17 protein-coding genes are annotated in these 16,385 nt (G+C 72.2%); 6 read left to right on the top strand and 11 right to left on the bottom strand.

The annotated features are described in order from the left end of the window. Nucleotides 1-4: 4 nt before the first annotated feature. Nucleotides 5-2,014 (top strand): FAD-dependent oxidoreductase, encoded by a 2,010-nt coding sequence (locus QSK15_RS03440; protein WP_285792844.1) that lies wholly within the window; start codon nt 5-7, stop codon nt 2,012-2,014. On the opposite strand, the gene QSK15_RS03445 is transcribed toward QSK15_RS03440, so the two are convergent. Genes QSK15_RS03445 through QSK15_RS03455 form a run of 3 tightly spaced genes read right to left on the bottom strand, consistent with a single transcriptional unit; the run spans nt 1,915 to nt 2,905 of the window. Next, the gene (locus QSK15_RS03445) at nt 1,915-2,361 is read right to left on the bottom strand and encodes an SAV_915 family protein (RefSeq protein ID WP_285792845.1); all 447 of its coding nucleotides are present in this window, start codon (nt 2,359-2,361) and stop codon (nt 1,915-1,917) included. The two genes, QSK15_RS03440 and QSK15_RS03445, sit on opposite strands and share 100 nt — an antisense overlap. Then, nucleotides 2,358-2,498 carry a hypothetical protein gene (locus tag QSK15_RS03450; protein WP_285792846.1) on the bottom strand — a complete coding sequence of 47 codons (141 nt, stop codon included), beginning with the start codon at nt 2,496-2,498 and terminating at the stop codon, nt 2,358-2,360. The genes QSK15_RS03445 and QSK15_RS03450 overlap by 4 nt, the downstream gene beginning before the upstream one ends. Beyond that, on the bottom strand, nt 2,495-2,905 hold the full coding sequence (locus tag QSK15_RS03455) for a hypothetical protein (protein WP_285792847.1): 411 nt from the start codon (nt 2,903-2,905) through the stop codon (nt 2,495-2,497). The genes QSK15_RS03450 and QSK15_RS03455 overlap by 4 nt, the downstream gene beginning before the upstream one ends. Before the next feature lie 164 nt (nt 2,906-3,069). On the opposite strand from QSK15_RS03455, the gene QSK15_RS03460 reads away from it, so the two are divergent. Next, on the top strand, nt 3,070-3,825 hold the full coding sequence (locus QSK15_RS03460; RefSeq protein ID WP_285792848.1) for a dienelactone hydrolase family protein: 756 nt from the start codon (nt 3,070-3,072) through the stop codon (nt 3,823-3,825). Between the two features lie 125 nt (nt 3,826-3,950). Here QSK15_RS03460 and QSK15_RS03465 read toward each other — a convergent pair whose 3' ends face one another. The 8 genes from QSK15_RS03465 to QSK15_RS03500 form a co-directional block, all read right to left on the bottom strand. Next, entirely contained in the window at nt 3,951-5,054 is a 1,104-nt protein-coding gene (locus QSK15_RS03465) for an L-dopachrome tautomerase-related protein (RefSeq protein WP_285792849.1), read from the bottom strand. A 100-nt stretch (nt 5,055-5,154) separates the two neighbouring features. Beyond that, nucleotides 5,155-6,036 carry an SMP-30/gluconolactonase/LRE family protein gene (locus QSK15_RS03470; RefSeq protein WP_285792850.1) on the bottom strand — a complete coding sequence of 294 codons (882 nt, stop codon included), beginning with the start codon at nt 6,034-6,036 and terminating at the stop codon, nt 5,155-5,157. A gap of 20 nt (nt 6,037-6,056) precedes the next feature. Further along, nucleotides 6,057-6,998, bottom strand: coding sequence for a sugar kinase (locus tag QSK15_RS03475; RefSeq protein ID WP_285792851.1), 942 nt, complete (start codon nt 6,996-6,998; stop codon nt 6,057-6,059). Beyond that, nucleotides 6,995-7,615: a bifunctional 4-hydroxy-2-oxoglutarate aldolase/2-dehydro-3-deoxy-phosphogluconate aldolase gene (locus QSK15_RS03480; protein ID WP_285792852.1), complete on the bottom strand. Its 621-nt coding sequence runs from the start codon at nt 7,613-7,615 to the stop codon at nt 6,995-6,997. The genes QSK15_RS03475 and QSK15_RS03480 overlap by 4 nt, the downstream gene beginning before the upstream one ends. 10 nt (nt 7,616-7,625) lie before the next feature. Beyond that, on the bottom strand, nt 7,626-8,465 hold the full coding sequence (locus QSK15_RS03485; RefSeq protein ID WP_285792853.1) for a PDC sensor domain-containing protein: 840 nt from the start codon (nt 8,463-8,465) through the stop codon (nt 7,626-7,628). Beyond that, nucleotides 8,459-9,604: a galactonate dehydratase gene (gene dgoD / locus QSK15_RS03490; RefSeq protein ID WP_285792854.1), complete on the bottom strand. Its 1,146-nt coding sequence runs from the start codon at nt 9,602-9,604 to the stop codon at nt 8,459-8,461. Before dgoD ends, QSK15_RS03485 begins: the two co-directional genes overlap by 7 nt. After that, on the bottom strand, nt 9,601-10,311 hold the full coding sequence (locus tag QSK15_RS03495) for a FadR/GntR family transcriptional regulator (RefSeq protein ID WP_285792855.1): 711 nt from the start codon (nt 10,309-10,311) through the stop codon (nt 9,601-9,603). The genes dgoD and QSK15_RS03495 overlap by 4 nt, the downstream gene beginning before the upstream one ends. A 35-nt stretch (nt 10,312-10,346) precedes the next feature. Beyond that, on the bottom strand, nt 10,347-11,093 hold the full coding sequence (locus tag QSK15_RS03500; protein WP_285792856.1) for an SDR family NAD(P)-dependent oxidoreductase: 747 nt from the start codon (nt 11,091-11,093) through the stop codon (nt 10,347-10,349). A gap of 160 nt (nt 11,094-11,253) precedes the next feature. On the opposite strand from QSK15_RS03500, the gene QSK15_RS03505 reads away from it, so the two are divergent. Genes QSK15_RS03505 through QSK15_RS03520 form a run of 4 tightly spaced genes read left to right on the top strand, consistent with a single transcriptional unit; the run spans nt 11,254 to nt 16,373 of the window. Then, complete coding sequence (locus tag QSK15_RS03505) at nt 11,254-12,549, top strand: ABC transporter substrate-binding protein (protein ID WP_285792857.1); 1,296 nt, start codon at nt 11,254-11,256, stop codon at nt 12,547-12,549. A 1-nt stretch (nt 12,550) separates the two neighbouring features. Then, nucleotides 12,551-13,468: a carbohydrate ABC transporter permease gene (locus QSK15_RS03510; protein WP_285792858.1), complete on the top strand. Its 918-nt coding sequence runs from the start codon at nt 12,551-12,553 to the stop codon at nt 13,466-13,468. Further along, the gene (locus tag QSK15_RS03515) at nt 13,468-14,289 is read left to right on the top strand and encodes a carbohydrate ABC transporter permease (protein ID WP_285792859.1); all 822 of its coding nucleotides are present in this window, start codon (nt 13,468-13,470) and stop codon (nt 14,287-14,289) included. The genes QSK15_RS03510 and QSK15_RS03515 overlap by 1 nt, the downstream gene beginning before the upstream one ends. Beyond that, nucleotides 14,286-16,373, top strand: a complete 2,088-nt coding sequence (locus tag QSK15_RS03520; RefSeq protein ID WP_285792860.1) for an alpha-galactosidase — start codon at nt 14,286-14,288, stop codon at nt 16,371-16,373. The genes QSK15_RS03515 and QSK15_RS03520 overlap by 4 nt, the downstream gene beginning before the upstream one ends. Nucleotides 16,374-16,385 lie beyond the last annotated feature (12 nt).

The following is a 16,385-nucleotide window of genomic DNA, read 5'->3' on the forward strand; positions in this document are numbered from 1 at the left end:
CGCCGTGTCAGTGCCCCTGTCCCGCCGCCGTCTGCTGACCGCCGGCGGTGCCGGCCTCGTCCTGGCCGGTCTGACCGACCCGTTCCGGGCCGGTCCCGCCCGCGCCGCCGTCACCACCGCCGACCTGGTCGTCTACGGCGCCACCTCCGGTGGGCTGGCCGCCGCGATCATCATGCGTCGGCTCGGCCACACCGCCGTGGTGGTGGAGCCCACCAGCCACGTCGGTGGGCTGAGCACCGCCGGGCTCGGGGCCACCGACACCGGGGTCCAGGCGTCCATCGGCGGGCTGGCCGCCGAGTTCTACCGCCGGGTGTACGTCAAGTACCACGGCGGCACCCTCACGTCGACGTCGCCGCTGCGGATGACCTTCGAACCGCGTGTCGCCACCGCCGTATTCGCCGAGATGCTGGCCGAGGCCGGCGTCCCCGTGGTCGTCGGGGCCCGGCTGTCCGGCCTCGGCCGTACCGGCAACCGGATCACCGAGCTGCGCACCGAGGACGGGTCGGTCTACCGGGGTGGGGTGTTCGTGGACGCCACCTACGAGGGTGACCTGCTCGCCATGGCCGGGGTGGGGTTCACCGTCGGGCGGGAGTCCAACGACACCTACGGCGAGACGATCAACGGGGTGCAGTCCCGTAACACCCACCAGTTCGTTTATCCGGTCGACCCGTACGTGACGGCCGGCTCGCCCGCCAGCGGCCTGCTGCCGGGCATCTCCGCCACCCCGCTCGCCCCGCAGGGCAGCGGCGACGACCGGATCCAGGCGTACTGCTTCCGGATGTGCCTCACCCAGGCAGCCAACCGGATCCCGTTCGGCAAGCCGTCCGACTACGACCCGATCCGGTACGAGCTGCAACTGCGCCACATCCAGGCCGGCTTCACCGGGCCGTACTTCACCACCCACTCGATCGGCGGTGGGAAGACCGACTCCAACAACAACGGCGCGGTTTCCACCGACCACATCGGCTTCAACCACGCGTACCCGACGGCGACCTGGGCGGCGCGGGAGAGCATCATCGCCGAGCACCGCAGCTACCAGCAGGGGATGATGTGGTTCCTGGCCAACGATCCCCGGTTGCCGGCGTCGGTGCGTGAGTCGACCGCCCGGTGGGGGCTGCCGGCCGACGAGTTCACCGGCACGGGCGGCTGGCCGCCGCTGCTCTACATCCGGGAGGCCCGCCGGATGGTCTCCGCGTACGTGATGACCGAGGCCGACTGCCGGGGCCGGGTACGGGCCACCGACTCGGTGGGCCTGGCCAGTTACACGATGGACTCGCACAACTGTCAGCGGGTGGTGGTCGACGGGAAGGTCCGCAACGAGGGGGACGTGCAGATCGGGGTGCCTTCGCCGTACCCGGTCAGCTACCGGGCGATCGTGCCGCACCAGGCCCAGTGCGCCAACCTGCTGGTGCCGGTCTGCCTGTCGGCGAGCCACATCGCGTACGGCTCGATCCGGATGGAACCGGTGTTCATGATCCTCGGGCAGGCCGCCGCCACGGCGGCGTCGTTGGCGCTCGCCGGCAACCTCGCCGTGCAGGCGGTGTCGGTGCCGGCTCTCCAGGCCCGGCTGCGGCAGGACGGCGCGGTGCTGGAGTGGGGCTCCACCAGCGAGGTGATCCTGGACAACGCGGCGTCCAGCGGGATCACCCGGGCCGGGACGTGGCTGCGCAGCACCAGCATCGGCGGCTACTACGGCCCGGACTACGAGCACGACGGCGACACCGCCAAGGGCGTCAACCGACTGCGGTTCCGCCCGACGCTGCCCGCCTCCGGGTCGTGGACGGTGCAGCTGCGCTGGACCGCCGACCCCAACCGGGCGAGCAACGTGCCGGTGGACATCGCGTACTCCGGTGGGGTGGCCACCCGGACCGTCGACCAGCGGCAGTCCGGGGGCCAGTGGGTGCCGCTGGGCACCTACCCGTTCACGGCGGGCACCGCGGGGAGCGTGCTGATCCGTACCGAGGACACCGACGGCCATGTCATCGCCGACGCGGTGCGCTTCGTCCGCGCCTGACCGATCGGGCCGGCGGCGGTCGTCGGGCGGGCGGCGGTCGTCGGGTCCAGCGGTGGTGCCACCAGCAACGGGTCGACCTGGATCACGTCGATGCCGAGCGGGCGCAGCATGCCGCGCAGCGCCGACTCGCACAGCTCCTCCCACTGCTGGTCCGCGCCCATCGCGGTGACCAGCAGCTCGGGACGGGTGAAGGCGATGCCCACCCGCTGCCCCTGCGGGGAGCGGCCGGTCCGTACCGTCCGCACCATTCGTCCCGGCAGGTCACGCACCGGAACGGCGTAGATTATCGGGCCCTCGTCCATTGTCGGGTCGGTCCTTTCCACACGTGCCGCCGCGGTGGCGGTCATCGGCTGAATCGTTCGAGGTCGCGGGCGAAGCGGCGGATCGTCGCGGCCCGCTGCGTCTCCCGGCGCAGCGCCTGCATCCCGGCGAACGAGCGGTCGACGCCCACCACGATCCGGCGGTCACCGGTGCGGCTGCTCATGCGGCGGACCCCGCCCAGGCCGGGGCGTCCGTCGCGGCACCCGGGTCGGCCGGTGTGGTCAGGTCGAGCGCGCGCAGGATGTAGTTGGCGTCCGCCACCTCCACTCCGGCGCGTAGCCGCAGGTCGGCCACGGCTCGGTGCAGCACGGTGATGCTGTCGGCGGCAAGCCGGATGACGGCGTCGACGTCGGCGGCGATCCACCACGCGGCGACGGCGCACGGCTCGTGCCGCAGGTACTCCACCAGGTGACTGCCGGGCGCGGACGGGCCGAGCCGGACGCTGACCAGTGCCTCGTGCCGCCGCTCCGACTCGTCCGCCCTGGTCGTGGGCGCGCCGGGTGCGTTGTCGGCGCCGGCGTCGGGTGGCAGCTCTTCGCGTTCCCAGCGTGTCATCCGCCAAGGACTCATGGCACCCATCGTCACCACCGGGCGGCGGCGGAGCACCAGTCGATACGCCGTTTCGACGGGTCACCGCCATTTCTTGACGCCGCGTTCACGCGGCTGCCGGCCAGGCACGCCGACACGGCGAGTAACGTTCGGAACGGACCAAGATCGGCGTACGAGGAGGCACTGTGCTGACGACGACGGTGGACATCACAACCAGTGACGGAGTGGCGGACGCGTCTCTCACCCGACCGGACGGCGACGGCCCGTTCCCGGCGGTGCTGCTCTTCATGGACGCCATCGGGCCGCGCCCGCGCCTGGTCGAGATGGCCGAGCGGATCGCCGCCCGGGGTTACCTGGTGCTGACGCCCCATCTGCTCTACCGGGGCGGCCGGGCACCGCTGTTCGACCTGTCCCGACTTGGTGAGGCCGACGGGCGGGCCGCCCTCTTCGCGAAGGCCATGCCGTTGATCGGCGCGCTGACCCCCGAGGTGATCAGCCGGGACACCGCCGCCTACCTGGACTTCCTGGCGGCCCGCGACGACGTCCGGCCGGGCCCGGTCGCCATCACCGGTTACTGCATGGGCGGCACCAACGCGCTGCGGGCCATCGAGGCGCACCCGGACCGCATCGCGGCGATCGCCAGCTTCCACGGCGGGCGGATCGTCACCGACGCGCCGGACAGCCCGCACCTGGGCGTCGCCTCGATCACCGGCGAGGTGTACTTCGGGCACGCCGACGCCGACCAGTCGATGACGCCCGAGCAGATCGCCACGCTGGAGAAGGCCCTCGACGCCACCGGAGTGCGGTACCGCTCCGAGGTGTACGTCGGCGCCCACCACGGCTACACCATGGCCGACACCCCGGCGTACGACGAGCAGGCCACCGAGCGTCACTGGGCCGCCCTGTTCGACCTTCTGGACCGCACCCTGCCCGTCGACTGACAACCGACGTACCGCGCGACACGTCCCCGTTCCGGCAATCTTGGACAGTTTCCGTTAGCTCGTAACGGAAACTGTCCAAGATTGAATCGGCAGGGCGTCTTTGGCGACGGCAGCCACCCGCCCGCTCAACGGCGTAGCAGCACCGGGCCGGCGTCGATGCGGGTGCGGAACAGCGCGTACGGCTTGCGCCGCAGGTCCTTGCCGCGCTGGTACTGCGGCTGCCGGTGCAGTTGGTTGGCGGTGACGTAGAGATACCCGTCGGTGGCCACCGACATGGTGTCCGGCCAGAGCAGTCGCGGGTCGTGCACCAGCGTCTCGTACTCGCCGTCCGGTAGCCGGCGCAGCACCGCGTTGTGCTCGTACGAGGTGAGGTAGAGCCGGCCGGCGTCGTCGCTCTCCAAGCCGTCCGACGCGGTGCCCTTGTCGCCCTCGTCGACAACCGTCGCGGCGGCCGCCTCCTGGGTGACGCCCGGGTCGGCCAGCGCCTCGGTGGAGACGCTGTACCAGCGCCGGGACGTCAACGGGCAGTAGTAGAGCCGGCCGCCGTCGGCCGAGATGGCGATGCCGTCGGAGCCCATCGCCACCGGCTTCGGTGGCCCGTCCGCCGGCCGTTCGAGGAACGGTCGACCCTCGACCACCGGCCGGAACGACGTCAGCGGCTCCGCCTTGGTGGACGGGTGGTCGTGCAGCCGCCGCCAGGACGCCCCGCTGGCCAGGTCGACCACGATGATCCCGTTCGGCCCGGAGAGGGCCGAGTCGGTGATGTACGCGACGCCCGCCTCCCCGCGGCGCAGGTCGAAGCGGACGTCGTTGAGGTACGTCGTCGGCAGCGCCACGTCCGCCGGAAAGGTGATCACCTGGGCGACCGTGTCGGTGTCCAGGTCGACCCGGACCAGTTTCGGGCCACCCGGCTTCGTGGGCTGGAACATCGGGCTGCCGGTGTCCAGCACCCAGAGCCGGTCGGCCGGGTCCACCACGATGCTCTGCACCGACACGAACGCACCGGCGTCGTCGTCGCCGGACGGGTCGTTCCACGCCTGGTCGGGGTAGGGCACCTCGCGACCGTCGCGTAGCTCGACGACCGTGGCCGGCACCTTGTCGCCCCACTTCGGGAAGTTGACGAAGATCCGGCCGCGGTGCGAGACGCTCACCCCGGTCGGCATCGGGCCGGTGAAGGTGTGCACCAACTCCAGCTCGCCGACCGGCTCGTCGCCGACCGGCCCGTTCACGCTGCCCACCCCGTGCTGCTCATCGTCTCGCTCCCTGCCGGTCGGCTGTTACCACACGTCGGTGCGGTTGTTCCCGCCCTGGCGTCCGGTATGCCTGCGATCAGCGTGTCGGTACGCCGGCACCGGCGGCGGGCAGGCCGGGGACCTCGACGTCCACCGCGAGCAGTGCTCCATCCGCCGGCCCTGGCGTGTCCAGCCCCACCCGGGCGGTGCCGATGAAGAGTCGCCGCAGGCCGGGGCCGCCCAGGCAGATGCCGGCCGGTTGCTTCGCTGGCAGCCGGATCTCCCGGTCGAGGGTGCCGTCGGGCCGGTAGCGGCGGACCGCGGAGCCGCCCCAGAGCGCGATCCAGAGGTGACCGGCCGCGTCGAGCGTCATGCCGTCCGGGCCGCCGTCGGCGGGGGACAGCCGCACGAAGGGCTCCCGCCCGCTCAGGGCCCCGGTGGCGGGGTCGACGGTGAACCGGTCGATCTGGCCGAGCGGGGTGTCGGCGAGGTACATGGTGGTGCCGGTCGCGTCGAACGCCGGACCGTTCGGGATGGTCAGCCCGGTCACCGCGGGAACCGGCTCGGCGCCCGGGGTGAGGCGGAACAGCGTGCCCCCGCCGGGCGTCATCGCGTACGTCATGCTGCCGGCCCAGAAGCGGCCGTGCGGGTCGGCGACCGCGTCGTTCATCCGGGTCGGCTCGGGTGCGTCGCCGACCAGGTCGGCGACCGGAACTGGGTCGCCGGTGGCGGGCAGCACCGTGACGCCGGTCCCGGCGGCGGCCAGCCATTCGCCGGCTCGGTCGAGCACCGGGGCGACCGCGCCGAGTGGCACGTCGAGGCGGCGCAGCTCCCGCAGCGGGGTCGGGGCGTCGCCGTCGTTCTCCAGCAGTCGCCCGGCCAGCAGGTCGACGAGGACCAACCGGTCGTCGACCCAACGCAGGCCTTCACCCAACTCCAGCCGGTCGGTGCTCCAGACGGTCGGCTCGGTCAGCTCCATGGTGTTCCTCCCAAAGGTCGTCAGCGGACCGTACCGCCGGGGCCGTGGTCGAGCAGCGTCAGCTCGGCCCGGTCGGGCAGACCCTCCCAGTCGCCCTTGGTGGCGACCGCGAACGCGCCGGTGGTGACGGCCCGGTCCAGTCGGGCCGGCGCGTCGAGGCCGTCGAGCCAGCCGGAGAGCAGCCCGGCGACGAAGGCGTCACCCGCGCCGACGGTGTCCACCACCGGCACCGTCCGGGCTGGACGGTGGATGACGCCGGTCGCGCTGTGGCTGGTCGCCCCGTCGCCGCCGTGCTTGACCACGACCTCGGTGACACCGGCCGAGAGGAGCGCCGAGGCCGGGTCGGTGGCGTCGGTCAGCACTGCCAACTCGTCGTCGGAGGCGATCACCAGGTCGATCGAGGGCAGCAGCGGGCGCAGCGCGGCGGCGGCCTCGGCGACCGACCAGAGCCGGTTGCGGTGGTTGACGTCCAGGCAGACGGTGCTGCCGGCCGCGCGGGCCCGCCGCACGGCCGCCACCACAGCCTGGTACGGCTCGACGCCGAGCGCGCAGGTGATGCCGGTGACGTGCAGCAGTCGGGGTGGTGGCCCGGGGGCGTCGAAGGCCCCTGTCACGTCGGCCGGGCCCAGTCGGGAGCCGGCCGACCCGGCGCGGTGGTAGGTGACCCGGTTGATGTCGGCGACCCGGTTCTCGAAGAGGATCAGCCCGGTGGGGGCGGTCGGGTCGACCCGGGACCAGGTCAGGTCGACGCCCTCGGCGCGCAGCGTCCGGCGGACCAGCTCGCCGGGCGAGTCGGCCCCGGTGACCCCGATCCAGGCCGGCCGGTGGCCGAGCCGGGCCAGGCCGATCGCCACGTTCGACTCGGACCCGGCGACGGAGATGCCGGCGGTGCCGCCCAGTCGCAGCGGACCGGTGGTGCGGAACGCCGCCATCGTCTCGCCGAGCGTGAGCAGGTCGGTCATGGCTGGACCGCCGCGAGGAAGGCGGCGGCCCGCTCCCGCAACGCCGTGGTGTCGCCGCCTCGGACGGAGTCGCCGAGCAGCGGGGAACCGACACCGACAGCTGTCGCACCCCGGTTGAGGTAGCGCCGGGCACCGTCCGCGTCGACCCCGCCGACCGGCACGAACGCGGTGCCGGGGAACGGGTCGCGCAGCGCGCCGAGGTAGTCGGGCCCGCCGAGGGAGGCCGGAAAGAGCTTGATCGCGGTGGCCCCGCCGTCGGTGGCCTGCACCACCTCGGTGGGGGTGAGGGCGCCGGCGAGCACCGGCAGCCCGAGCCGGCCGCCCTCGGCGAGGCTCGCGGCGATCGCCGGGGTGACCAGGAAGCCGGCGCCCGCGTCGGCCGCCGCGCGGGCGTCCTCGGCGCTGAGCACGGTGCCCGCGCCGAGGCCGTAGTCCGGCCCGAGGGCGGCCCGGGCGCGGCGGATGACGCCGAGCGCGTCGGTGCTGGTGAGCGAGACCTCGATCAGGGCGACGCCGGTATCGGCCAGGGTGAGCACGGCGGTCAGCGCGGCGGCCGGGTCCGGGCCGCGCACGATGGCCAGCAACCGATGGGTACGCAGCTCGTCGAGCAGGTTCATCACGGTGTCCTCAGTGGGTGCGGTGGGCGGAGATGGTGAGTCGCCAGGTGACCTCGCCGGCGGCGGGAACCACCGCCGCGTCGGACGGGCCGGCGTCGGCCAGGTCGAAGGTGCCGCCGAGCATCGGTTCGACGCCGAGGCTGCGGTAGGGGGCGTCGGCCGGCCAGCCGCCCAGGTTGCGCCAGAGGGCCGTGCTGTGGGGTTGGTCGACGCACTCCAGCTCAAGGGTCAGCCGGTCGGCGCCGTCGATCACCTGGACCCGTGGGCAGTCGAGCAGCACCGCGCCGAGCGCTGTCCCGTCGTCCGGGCCGAACGTGTCCAGCGTCAGCCCGGCCGGGGCCGGCCACGGCCCGGTCAACCACGGGTCGCCGACGGGCCAACTGCCCGGCGGCAGCAGCGCGGCGGCCTCCGGGTGCAGCCGGGTCGGGGTGCCGGCGGGCGCGTCGAGGCGGGCGTCGGGGGAGAGGCCGAGCAGGGCGTGCGCGGCCCAGACGAACCGGTACCCGGGGTCGGCGGCCAGCCGGTAGTCGGCGACCACCACGCCATCGTGGTCGGTGATCCGTCGGCTCAGTGTGAACGTCGGCCGCTCGATGACCACGGTGCCCGGGGCCGCGTCGCGCCACGGCCGCGACCACACCTCACCGTGGTCGGGCTCGCCGCGCACGGTGGGGAGGCACTCCTCCAGCCCACCGGCGTCGACGAACGCCTCGTCGGGGCGTACCTCGTGCCGGCCGGGTTCCGGGCCGCGCCAGAGCCACTCCCGGTCACCGCCGCGCAGGCTCGTCCACCGGCCGCCGTGCGCCGCGTCGTACGCCACCCGCAGCGGCACCGGCCGCGCATCGGTCACCACTCGGCGAACGACCCGTCGGCGTGCTGCCAGAGCGGGTTGCGCCAGGCGTGTGGGGTCTGGGCGGCCTTGCGGACCGCCGCCTCGTCGACGGTGATGCCCAACCCGGGCCGGTCGAAGCGGGCGATGTGTCCGTCCACGAACCGGAACGGCTCCGGGTCGACCAGGTAGTCCAGCAACTCCGAGCCGGCGTTGTAGTGGATGCCGATGCTCTGCTCCTGGATCAGGAAGTTCGGCGTCGCGAAGGCCACCTGGAGGCTGGCCGCCAGGGAGATCGGGCCGAGCGGGCAGTGCGGGGCGAGCAGCGCGCCGTACGTCTCGGCGAGCGCGGCGATCCGGCGGACCTCGGAGATCCCACCGGCGTGCGACAGGTCCGGTTGGACCACGGCGACCCCGGCCTGCAACGGGCCGAGGAACTCGGACCGACCGTAGAGCCGCTCGCCGGTGGCCACCGGGATCGGCGTGCTGGCCACGATGCCGGGCAGGTGGTGGGCCTGGTCGGGCAGGACCGGCTCCTCCACGAAGAGCGGGCGCAGGGCGGCCAGTTCGGGCAGGATCCGGCGGACGGCGGCCATGCCGGCGCGACCGTGGAAGTCCACAGCGATGTCCCGGTCGGGGCCGAGCACCTCGCGGGCGGCGGCCACCCGGCCGACGACGGCGTCCACCTCGGCCGAAGTGGGGATCGGGGAGAGCCGCCCGCAGGCGTTCATCTTGACTCCGGTGAGGCCGGCGGCGACCTGCGCGGCGGCGGCGTCGGCCACCTCGTCGGGCTCGTCGCCGCCGATCCACGAGTAGATCCGCACCCGGTCCCGGACGGGCCCGCCGAGCAGTGCGTGCACCGGTGCCCCGTACGCCTGCCCGGCGATGTCCCAGAGCGCCTGGTCGAGGCCGGCGACCGCGCTGGAGAGGATCGGCCCGCCCCGGTAGAAACCGCCCTTGGTGAGCACCTGCCAGTGCTGTTCGACGCGCAGGGGGTCCGCGCCGATCAGATATTCGGAGAGCACCTCGACCGCGCTGCGCACCACCTCGGCGCGGCCCTCCACCACGGGCTCACCCCACCCGACCAGCCCGTCGTCGGTCTCCACCCGGCAGAACAACCACCGTGGCGCGACCAGGAAGGTCTCGATCCGCTCGATCTTCACTGACTGCCCCTTCGTCCCCGTACCTTCTCGACGTCGCGGACGGCCTTGTCCAGCAACTGACGCATCGCGGTCTCGGCCGCTGTCTCGTCCCGGTCGCGCAGCGCGTCGACCACCGCGCGGTGGCTGGGCACCGGGTCGTCGTGCGGGGTGCCGCCGTGCACCAGCCGGTCCCGTTCGGCGAGCCCGGTCTCCATCACCACTTCCATCCGTTCCAGCAGCTCGTTGTGTGTGGCGGTGAGCAGCGCGCGGTGGAAGGCGAGGTCGGCGGCGATGGCGGCGGCGGGATCGCCGTTGGCCTGGGCCATCTCGTCCAGTGCCCGGTCGAGGGCGGTCAGGTCGTCAGCGGTGGCGCGGGTGGCGGCCAGCCGGGCGGCGGCCGGCTCGATGATGGCGCGCACCTCGTGCAGTTGGTCGAGCAGCCGCTGGTCGGTGCCCTCGGCGAACTGCCACCGGATCACGTCGCCGTCGAGCAGGTTCCAGTCGGCCCGGGGCCGGACGAAGGTGCCGCGCTTCTGTCGGGCGTCGACGATGCCCTTGGCCGAGAGGACCTTCAGCGCCTCGCGGAGCGCGGTGAGGCTGACGTCGAACTCCTCCTGCAACGCGACGATGTTCAGGGTCGCCCCGGCGGGGATCTCGCCGGTGAGGATGCGACGGGCGATCGCTTCGACGGTCTGCCCGTGGACGCCGCGGCGTGCGTACTGTGCCAATGCTCCTGGCCTTTTCGCTGGTCGGTATCGATCTCTCAGGCCGAGGCTTTCACCGCTGTCCAGCCACCGTCCACCACGAGGCTCGCGCCGGTGATGTAGGCGGCGTCCGGCGAGGCGAGGAACGCGACCGCCGCGGCCACCTCGTCCGGTGTGCCGAAACGCTTCGCGACGGTTTCCGCCACGCTGCGCTGCTGGTCCTCTTCGGACACGTCGGCCCAGGCGGCGGTGAGGATCGGCCCGGGCAGCACGGTGTTGACCCGGACCTGCGGGCCGTACTCCACGGCGAGTTGGCGGCCGAGCGCGACCAGGCCACCCTTGGCGGCGGCGTACGCGGGCCGGCCGGGCAACCCGACCAGCGCGTGCACCGAGGAGATCAGCACCACCGCGCCCGAGCGGGCCCGCAGGTCGTCCAGGCAGGCGCGGACGCCGAGGAACGAGCCGGTGAGGCTGACGCCGAGCTGGTGGTCCCAGGACTGTCGGCTGGTTTCGTGGGCCGGAGCGACCTGCACGGCGTACGCGGTGCTGACCAGGATGTCCACTGGGCCGAACCGGTCCCGTACGGCGTTCACGGCGGCCGTCCAGTCAGCCTCGTCGCTGACATCGCCCACTACGGACAGTGCTCGGTCGCCTCGCGCCGTCAATTCCTCGGCCAGCGGGGCGGTGTCTGCCACGTCGAGCAGGGCGACCGCTGCCCCCTCGGCGGCGAGCCGTCGGGCGATGGCCGCGCCGATCCCGCCCATAGCGCCGGTGACCAGCGCGTTCTTGCCATCAAGTCGGCGCATAGGCTGATCCACCTGACCCCTGCCCTTGGTCTCGTCTAATCATTAATTACGAAGATATCTTGACAGCCGGCGAGGGTCGATGCAACCTTCTCGTCACAGCATTCACATGGACGACACATCGCGCCGTAACGCTACGTGTCGTAAAGGAAGGGATACCTCCGTGAGCGACTTCGACCCCGGTCGCCGGCGATTCCTTGGCCACCTCGGGCTCGCCGGCCTGGGCGCGCTCGGCGCCAGCTCGTTCCTCAGCGCGTGCGCCAGCTCCGCCAGCGGGCCGACGACGAGCACCGGCTCGGGCGCGGTCACCATCCAGTCGAACCTCTCCTCGCCGCAGGCCAAGGCCGCGATGGAGAAGCTGATCGAGACCTTCAACGGACAGGGCAAGGGCACGGCGAGCCTCAACACGATCGCCTCGGAGACCTTCCGGACCCAGCTGCCGACCTACCTGACCTCGGCCAACCCGCCGGACCTCTACACCTGGTACGCGGGCTCGGTCGCCAACGACTACGCCAGCAAGAACCTGCTGCTGGACGTCTCCGAGGTCTGGAAGTCGCTGGACGACTACCCCCAGTCGCTGCGCACCCTCTCCACCGACGCCAGCGGCAAGCAGATCTTCGTGCCGATGAACAACTACTGGTGGGGCTTCTTCTACCGCAAGTCCAACTTCGCCAAGTGGGGCGTGCAGGAGCCGAAGAACTGGACCGAGTTCCTGGCCCTCTGCGAGACGTTGAAGAGCAAGGGCATCCCGCCCATCGGCATCGGCCTCGGCGACACCCCGTGGGTGGCCTCGGCCTGGTTCGACTACCTCAACATCCGGATCAACGGCGCGCCGTTCCACCGCGAGCTGCTCGCCGGCAAGCAGCGCTTCGACGACCCGAAGGTCAAGGCGGTCTTCACCCGCTGGCGCGAGGCCCTGCCCTACTTCGACCCCAAGGGCAAGGCGTACCCGTTCCAGGAGGCGACCACCGCGCTGCTGGCCGGCAAGACCGGAATGTTCCTGATCGGCACGTTCTTCGCCGACGCGGCACCCAAGGACGCGCTCGGTGACCTGGACTTCTTCCGGTTCCCGATCATCGACCCGGCGGTGCCACTGGCCGAGGAGGCGCCGACCGACGGCTTCTTCGCCAGCGCGAAGACCGCCAACCCGACCGGCACCAAGGCCCTGCTCAGCTACCTGGCCGGGGTCGAGGCCCAGGAGGCGTACGTCAAGGCCAGCTCCGGCATCGTGCTGCCGGCCAACCCCAGGGCCAAGGCGTCGGACTCCCCGCTGGTGGCCAAGGGCAAGGCGATGCTGAACGAGGCCAAGGAGCTGACCCAGTTCTTCAACCGCGACTCCAGCGACGCGCTCCAGCCGACCGCCGACACCGCCCTGACCAAGTTCATCGACAAGCCGGACCAGATCGACGCGATCCTGCGGGAGTGGCAGGCCAGCGCCGAGAAGGTCTTCAAGGGCTGACGTGACAGCAACGATCTCCACGACGTCGGTCACCCCCACCCGGCGGCGGCGACGGTCGGCCCGACTGTCGCCGCTGCTGGTGGCGTTCGTCCTGGTGCCGTTCGTGGTCGAGAGCATCTGGGTGTTCTGGCCGGCGCTCCAGGGTTTCTGGTTCTCCCTCACCCGCTGGGACGGGATGACCCCGCCGACCTTCGTCGGCACCGACAACTACGTCGAGCTGGCCGGCGACGCCACCTTCCGGGGTGCGCTGGTCAACACGGTGATCTGGCTGGTGCTCTTCGGCGGCCTCTCCGTGCTGGGTGGCTTCGGTATGGCGCTGGTCCTGCAGAAGGAGCGGCGCGGTGTCGGGTTCTACCGGGCCGCGCTGTTCACCCCTGTGGTGTTCTCGCTGGTGGTGACCGCGCTGGTCTGGCGGGTCTTCTACCAGCCCGACGGCATCGCCGACACGCTGCTGCGGGCGGTGGGCCTGGAGAGCCTGATCAGGCCCTGGCTCGCCGACCCGCAGACGGCCCTGTACGCGGTGATCCTGCCCGCGCTGTGGCGCCAGATCGGGTACGTGATGGTGCTGTTCCTGGCCGGGCTGAAGGCGATCGACCCGGCGCTGCACGAGGCGGCCCGGATGGACGGCGCGAACTCGTGGCAGCGGCTGCGGCACGTCACCATCCCCCAGCTCAAGGGGGTCAACGCGGTGGTGCTGTCGGTCATCGTGATCGACTCGCTGCGCTCGTTCGACATCGTCTGGTCGCTGACCAAGGGCGGGCCGTACCACTCGTCGGAGCTGCTCAGCACCTACATGTACTCAACCGCGTTCCAGAGCCTGCGGCTGGGCTACGCCTCGGCGATCGCGGTTGTGATCTTCGTGCTCGCGCTGGCCGTCATCCTCGGCTACCTGGTGCGCGCGTTCCGGGAGGAAGCGTGATGAACAAGCTCCGTACCGGGGCCTTCCACACCGGCATGATCCTGCTCTCGCTGCTCTGGCTGGGTCCGGTGCTCTGGGTGGTGGTGATGTCCACCCGGTCGTTCGACGACATCGCCGCGCACGGCGTGGGCAGCCTGCCCCGCTCGTTCACACTGGACACCTACCGGCAGGCGTGGACCGACGGCGGCGAACTGCGCGCCCTGATCAACAGCATGCTCGTCACCGTCCCGTCGGTGGCGTTGAGCCTCGCGCTGGCCGCGATGGCCGCGTTCGCGCTGAGCCGGTTCCGGATCCCCGGCCGGCGGACCATCCTGCTGCTGATGCTCGCCGGCAACCTGCTGCCACCGCAGATCCTGCTCATTCCGGTGGCCAAGTTCAGCGAGCTGACCGGCCTGTACGACACGCTCTGGGCGTTGATCGCGGTGCAGGTCGGCTTCGGGCTCGGCTTCTACACGTTCGTCCTGCACGGCTTCATGCGGGACCTGCCGGGCGAGATCCAGGAGGCGGCCACCATCGACGGGGCCGGCACGGCGCAGATCTTCACCAGGGTGATGCTGCCGCTGACCCGCCCCGCGTTGGCGGCTCTCGGGGCGCTCTCCTTCACCTGGATCTTCAACGACCTGCTCTGGGCGATCACCGTGCTGCGGACCGACGACAACATGCCGGTCACCCCGGCGCTGCTCGCCCTGCAGGGGCAGTTCGTGTCGTCCTGGAACGTCATCGCCGCCGGTACCGTCATCGCTGCCGTCCCCACCGTCGCGGTGTTCCTCCGCTTCCAGCGGCACTTCGTCTCCGGCCTGGCGATCGGAGCGGTCAAGTGACCGCCGAGGCCGGGCAGCGCTGGACGTTGCGCGGCACGCACACCGAGTACACAGTGCGGGTGCCGGCGCACGGTCGCTGGCTGGAACTTGTCGCCTGGGGACCGCACGGCGTCTCCGACGGGCCCTCGCCGGTCGGCTACGCGGGACCGGTCCCGTTCCTCACCGCCGGGGACGCGACTCCCATCGAGTACGCCACCGACGCCGACCGCCCGTTCACCGGCCCCGACCTGGTGATCGAGACCGCGAAGGGGCAGCGGCGGGTGGGTTTGGTGCACACCGACGCGCGGATCGACGCCGACCAGCGGGAGCTGGCCGTCGAGTTCGCCGACCCGGTCACCGGGCTGCGCGCCACAGTGCACTACCGGATGCCGGTCGGCACCGACGTGGTGCAGCGGTGGGTCGAGCTGGCCAACGACGGCAGCGACTCGCTGCGGGTCATCCGGGCCGGTTCGGGTGGGTTCTGCGTACCCACGCCGCACGGCGCGCTGCTCAGCCACCAGTGGGGGCAGTGGGCGCAGGAGTTCCAGCTCTCCCACGTCGAGCTGGGCCACGGCACCTTCAGCATCGGCAGCTCCCAGGGCGTACCCGGGCACCTGCACGTGCCCTGGCTGGCGGTGCGCGACACCGCCGAGCCGGCCGGCCCGGCCTGGGGGATGGCGCTGGCCTGGACCGGTTCGTGGGAGATCAGCGCCGAGCGGGACACCGGCGGCCTGACCCGGGTCCGGATCGGCCGTCAGCTCGTCGACGGCCCGTTGGAGCTGGCTCCCGGTGAGCGGCTGACCCTGCCGGTGGCGACCGGTGCGTACAGCCCGGACGGCCTGGACGGGCTGGCCCGGGTCTGGCACACCCACCAGCGGCTGCTGGCCGGGGAACGGCTCAGGCCGCGTCCGGTGCTCTACAACTCCTGGGAGGCGACCTACTTCGCCGTCGAGGCGCAGAGCCAGCTCGCGCTCGCCCGGATCGCGGCCGAGTTGGGTGTGGAGACCTTCGTGGTGGACGACGGCTGGTTCGTGGGCCGCGACGACGACACCGCCGGGCTGGGCGACTGGACACCCGACCCGGTGAAGTTCCCGGCCGGGTTCGACACGTTCATCGCCGACGTCCGCGCCCTCGGGCTGAACTTCGGCCTCTGGGTCGAGCCGGAGTGCGTCAACCCGAAGTCGTCCCTGTACGCCGAGCACCCGGACTGGGTCTACTCCGTCGACGGCCGACCGCTCACCCCGGTCCGCAACCAGTACCTGCTCGACCTGGGTCGGCCGGAGGTCGCCGAGTTCGTCCACTCCACAGTCGACGGTCTGCTGCGCCGGTACGACATCGACTACCTGAAGTGGGACTTCAACCGGCCGCGTACCGAACCGGGTCGGCCCGGCGGGCTGGGCCCACTCGACCTGGACGGCGCGCACGTCGCCAACCTGCACCGGATCTACGAACGGTTGCGCCGCGACCATCCCGGTGTGCTCATCGAGGCGTGCGCCGGCGGGGGCGCGCGCACCGACCTGGCGATGGCCGCCCGGGCCGACGTCTTCTGGCCCAGCGACAACACCGGCCCGCTGGACCGGCTGGCCATCCAGCACGGCTTCCTGCACGCCAACGCCCCGCACCTGCTCAGCTCCTGGGTCACCGACGCGCCCGGCCTGTTCGACCCGCGCCCGCGGACTCTGGCGTTCCGGTTCGTCCTGGCGATGGCCGGTGTGCTCGGCATCGGCGCGGACATCCGGGCATGGACCCCCGCCGAGCGGGCCGAGGCGGCCGGCTGGATCGCCCGCTACAAGGAGATCCGGGACGTCATCACGCACGGCGAGGTGCACCTGATCGGTGGCCCCGAGCAGGCCCGCTGCGCGGTGCAGTACACCGCGCCGGGCGAGAGCCGGGTGGTCGTCCTGGCCTGGCACACCGGCCGGCTCGACGGCGCCGGACTGCTCCCGTCGCGCCCGGTCCGGTTGCCGCTGCGCGGCCTCGACCCGGCGGCCCGTTACTCGCACGGCGATCGGCACTACTCCGGCAGCCACCTCACCGCCGCGGGCCTGCCCGTGGAGTGGAGCGCTACCCACGACGCCGACCTCATCGTGTTGACCCGCGACTGAGCTCGGAGCACC

The sequence above is a fragment of the Micromonospora sp. NBRC 107095 genome (assembly GCF_030269705.1).
In the GTDB taxonomy this organism is placed as follows: Bacteria; Actinomycetota; Actinomycetes; order Mycobacteriales; family Micromonosporaceae; genus Micromonospora; species Micromonospora parva.

Excerpts from the sequence above, each read along its gene's own strand:
- QSK15_RS03470 (WP_285792850.1), bottom strand. The coding sequence starts at position 6,036 with ATGGAGCTGACCGAGCCGACCGTCTGGAGCACCGACCGGCTGGAGTTG.
- QSK15_RS03480 (WP_285792852.1), bottom strand. The coding sequence starts at position 7,615 with ATGAACCTGCTCGACGAGCTGCGTACCCATCGGTTGCTGGCCATCGTG.
- QSK15_RS03455 (WP_285792847.1), bottom strand. The coding sequence starts at position 2,905 with ATGAGTCCTTGGCGGATGACACGCTGGGAACGCGAAGAGCTGCCACCC.
- QSK15_RS03515 (WP_285792859.1), top strand. The coding sequence starts at position 13,468 with ATGAACAAGCTCCGTACCGGGGCCTTCCACACCGGCATGATCCTGCTC.
- QSK15_RS03500 (WP_285792856.1), bottom strand. The coding sequence starts at position 11,093 with ATGCGCCGACTTGATGGCAAGAACGCGCTGGTCACCGGCGCTATGGGC.
- QSK15_RS03450 (WP_285792846.1), bottom strand. The coding sequence starts at position 2,498 with ATGAGCAGCCGCACCGGTGACCGCCGGATCGTGGTGGGCGTCGACCGC.
- QSK15_RS03445 (WP_285792845.1), bottom strand. The coding sequence starts at position 2,361 with ATGACCGCCACCGCGGCGGCACGTGTGGAAAGGACCGACCCGACAATG.
- QSK15_RS03475 (WP_285792851.1), bottom strand. The coding sequence starts at position 6,998 with ATGACCGACCTGCTCACGCTCGGCGAGACGATGGCGGCGTTCCGCACC.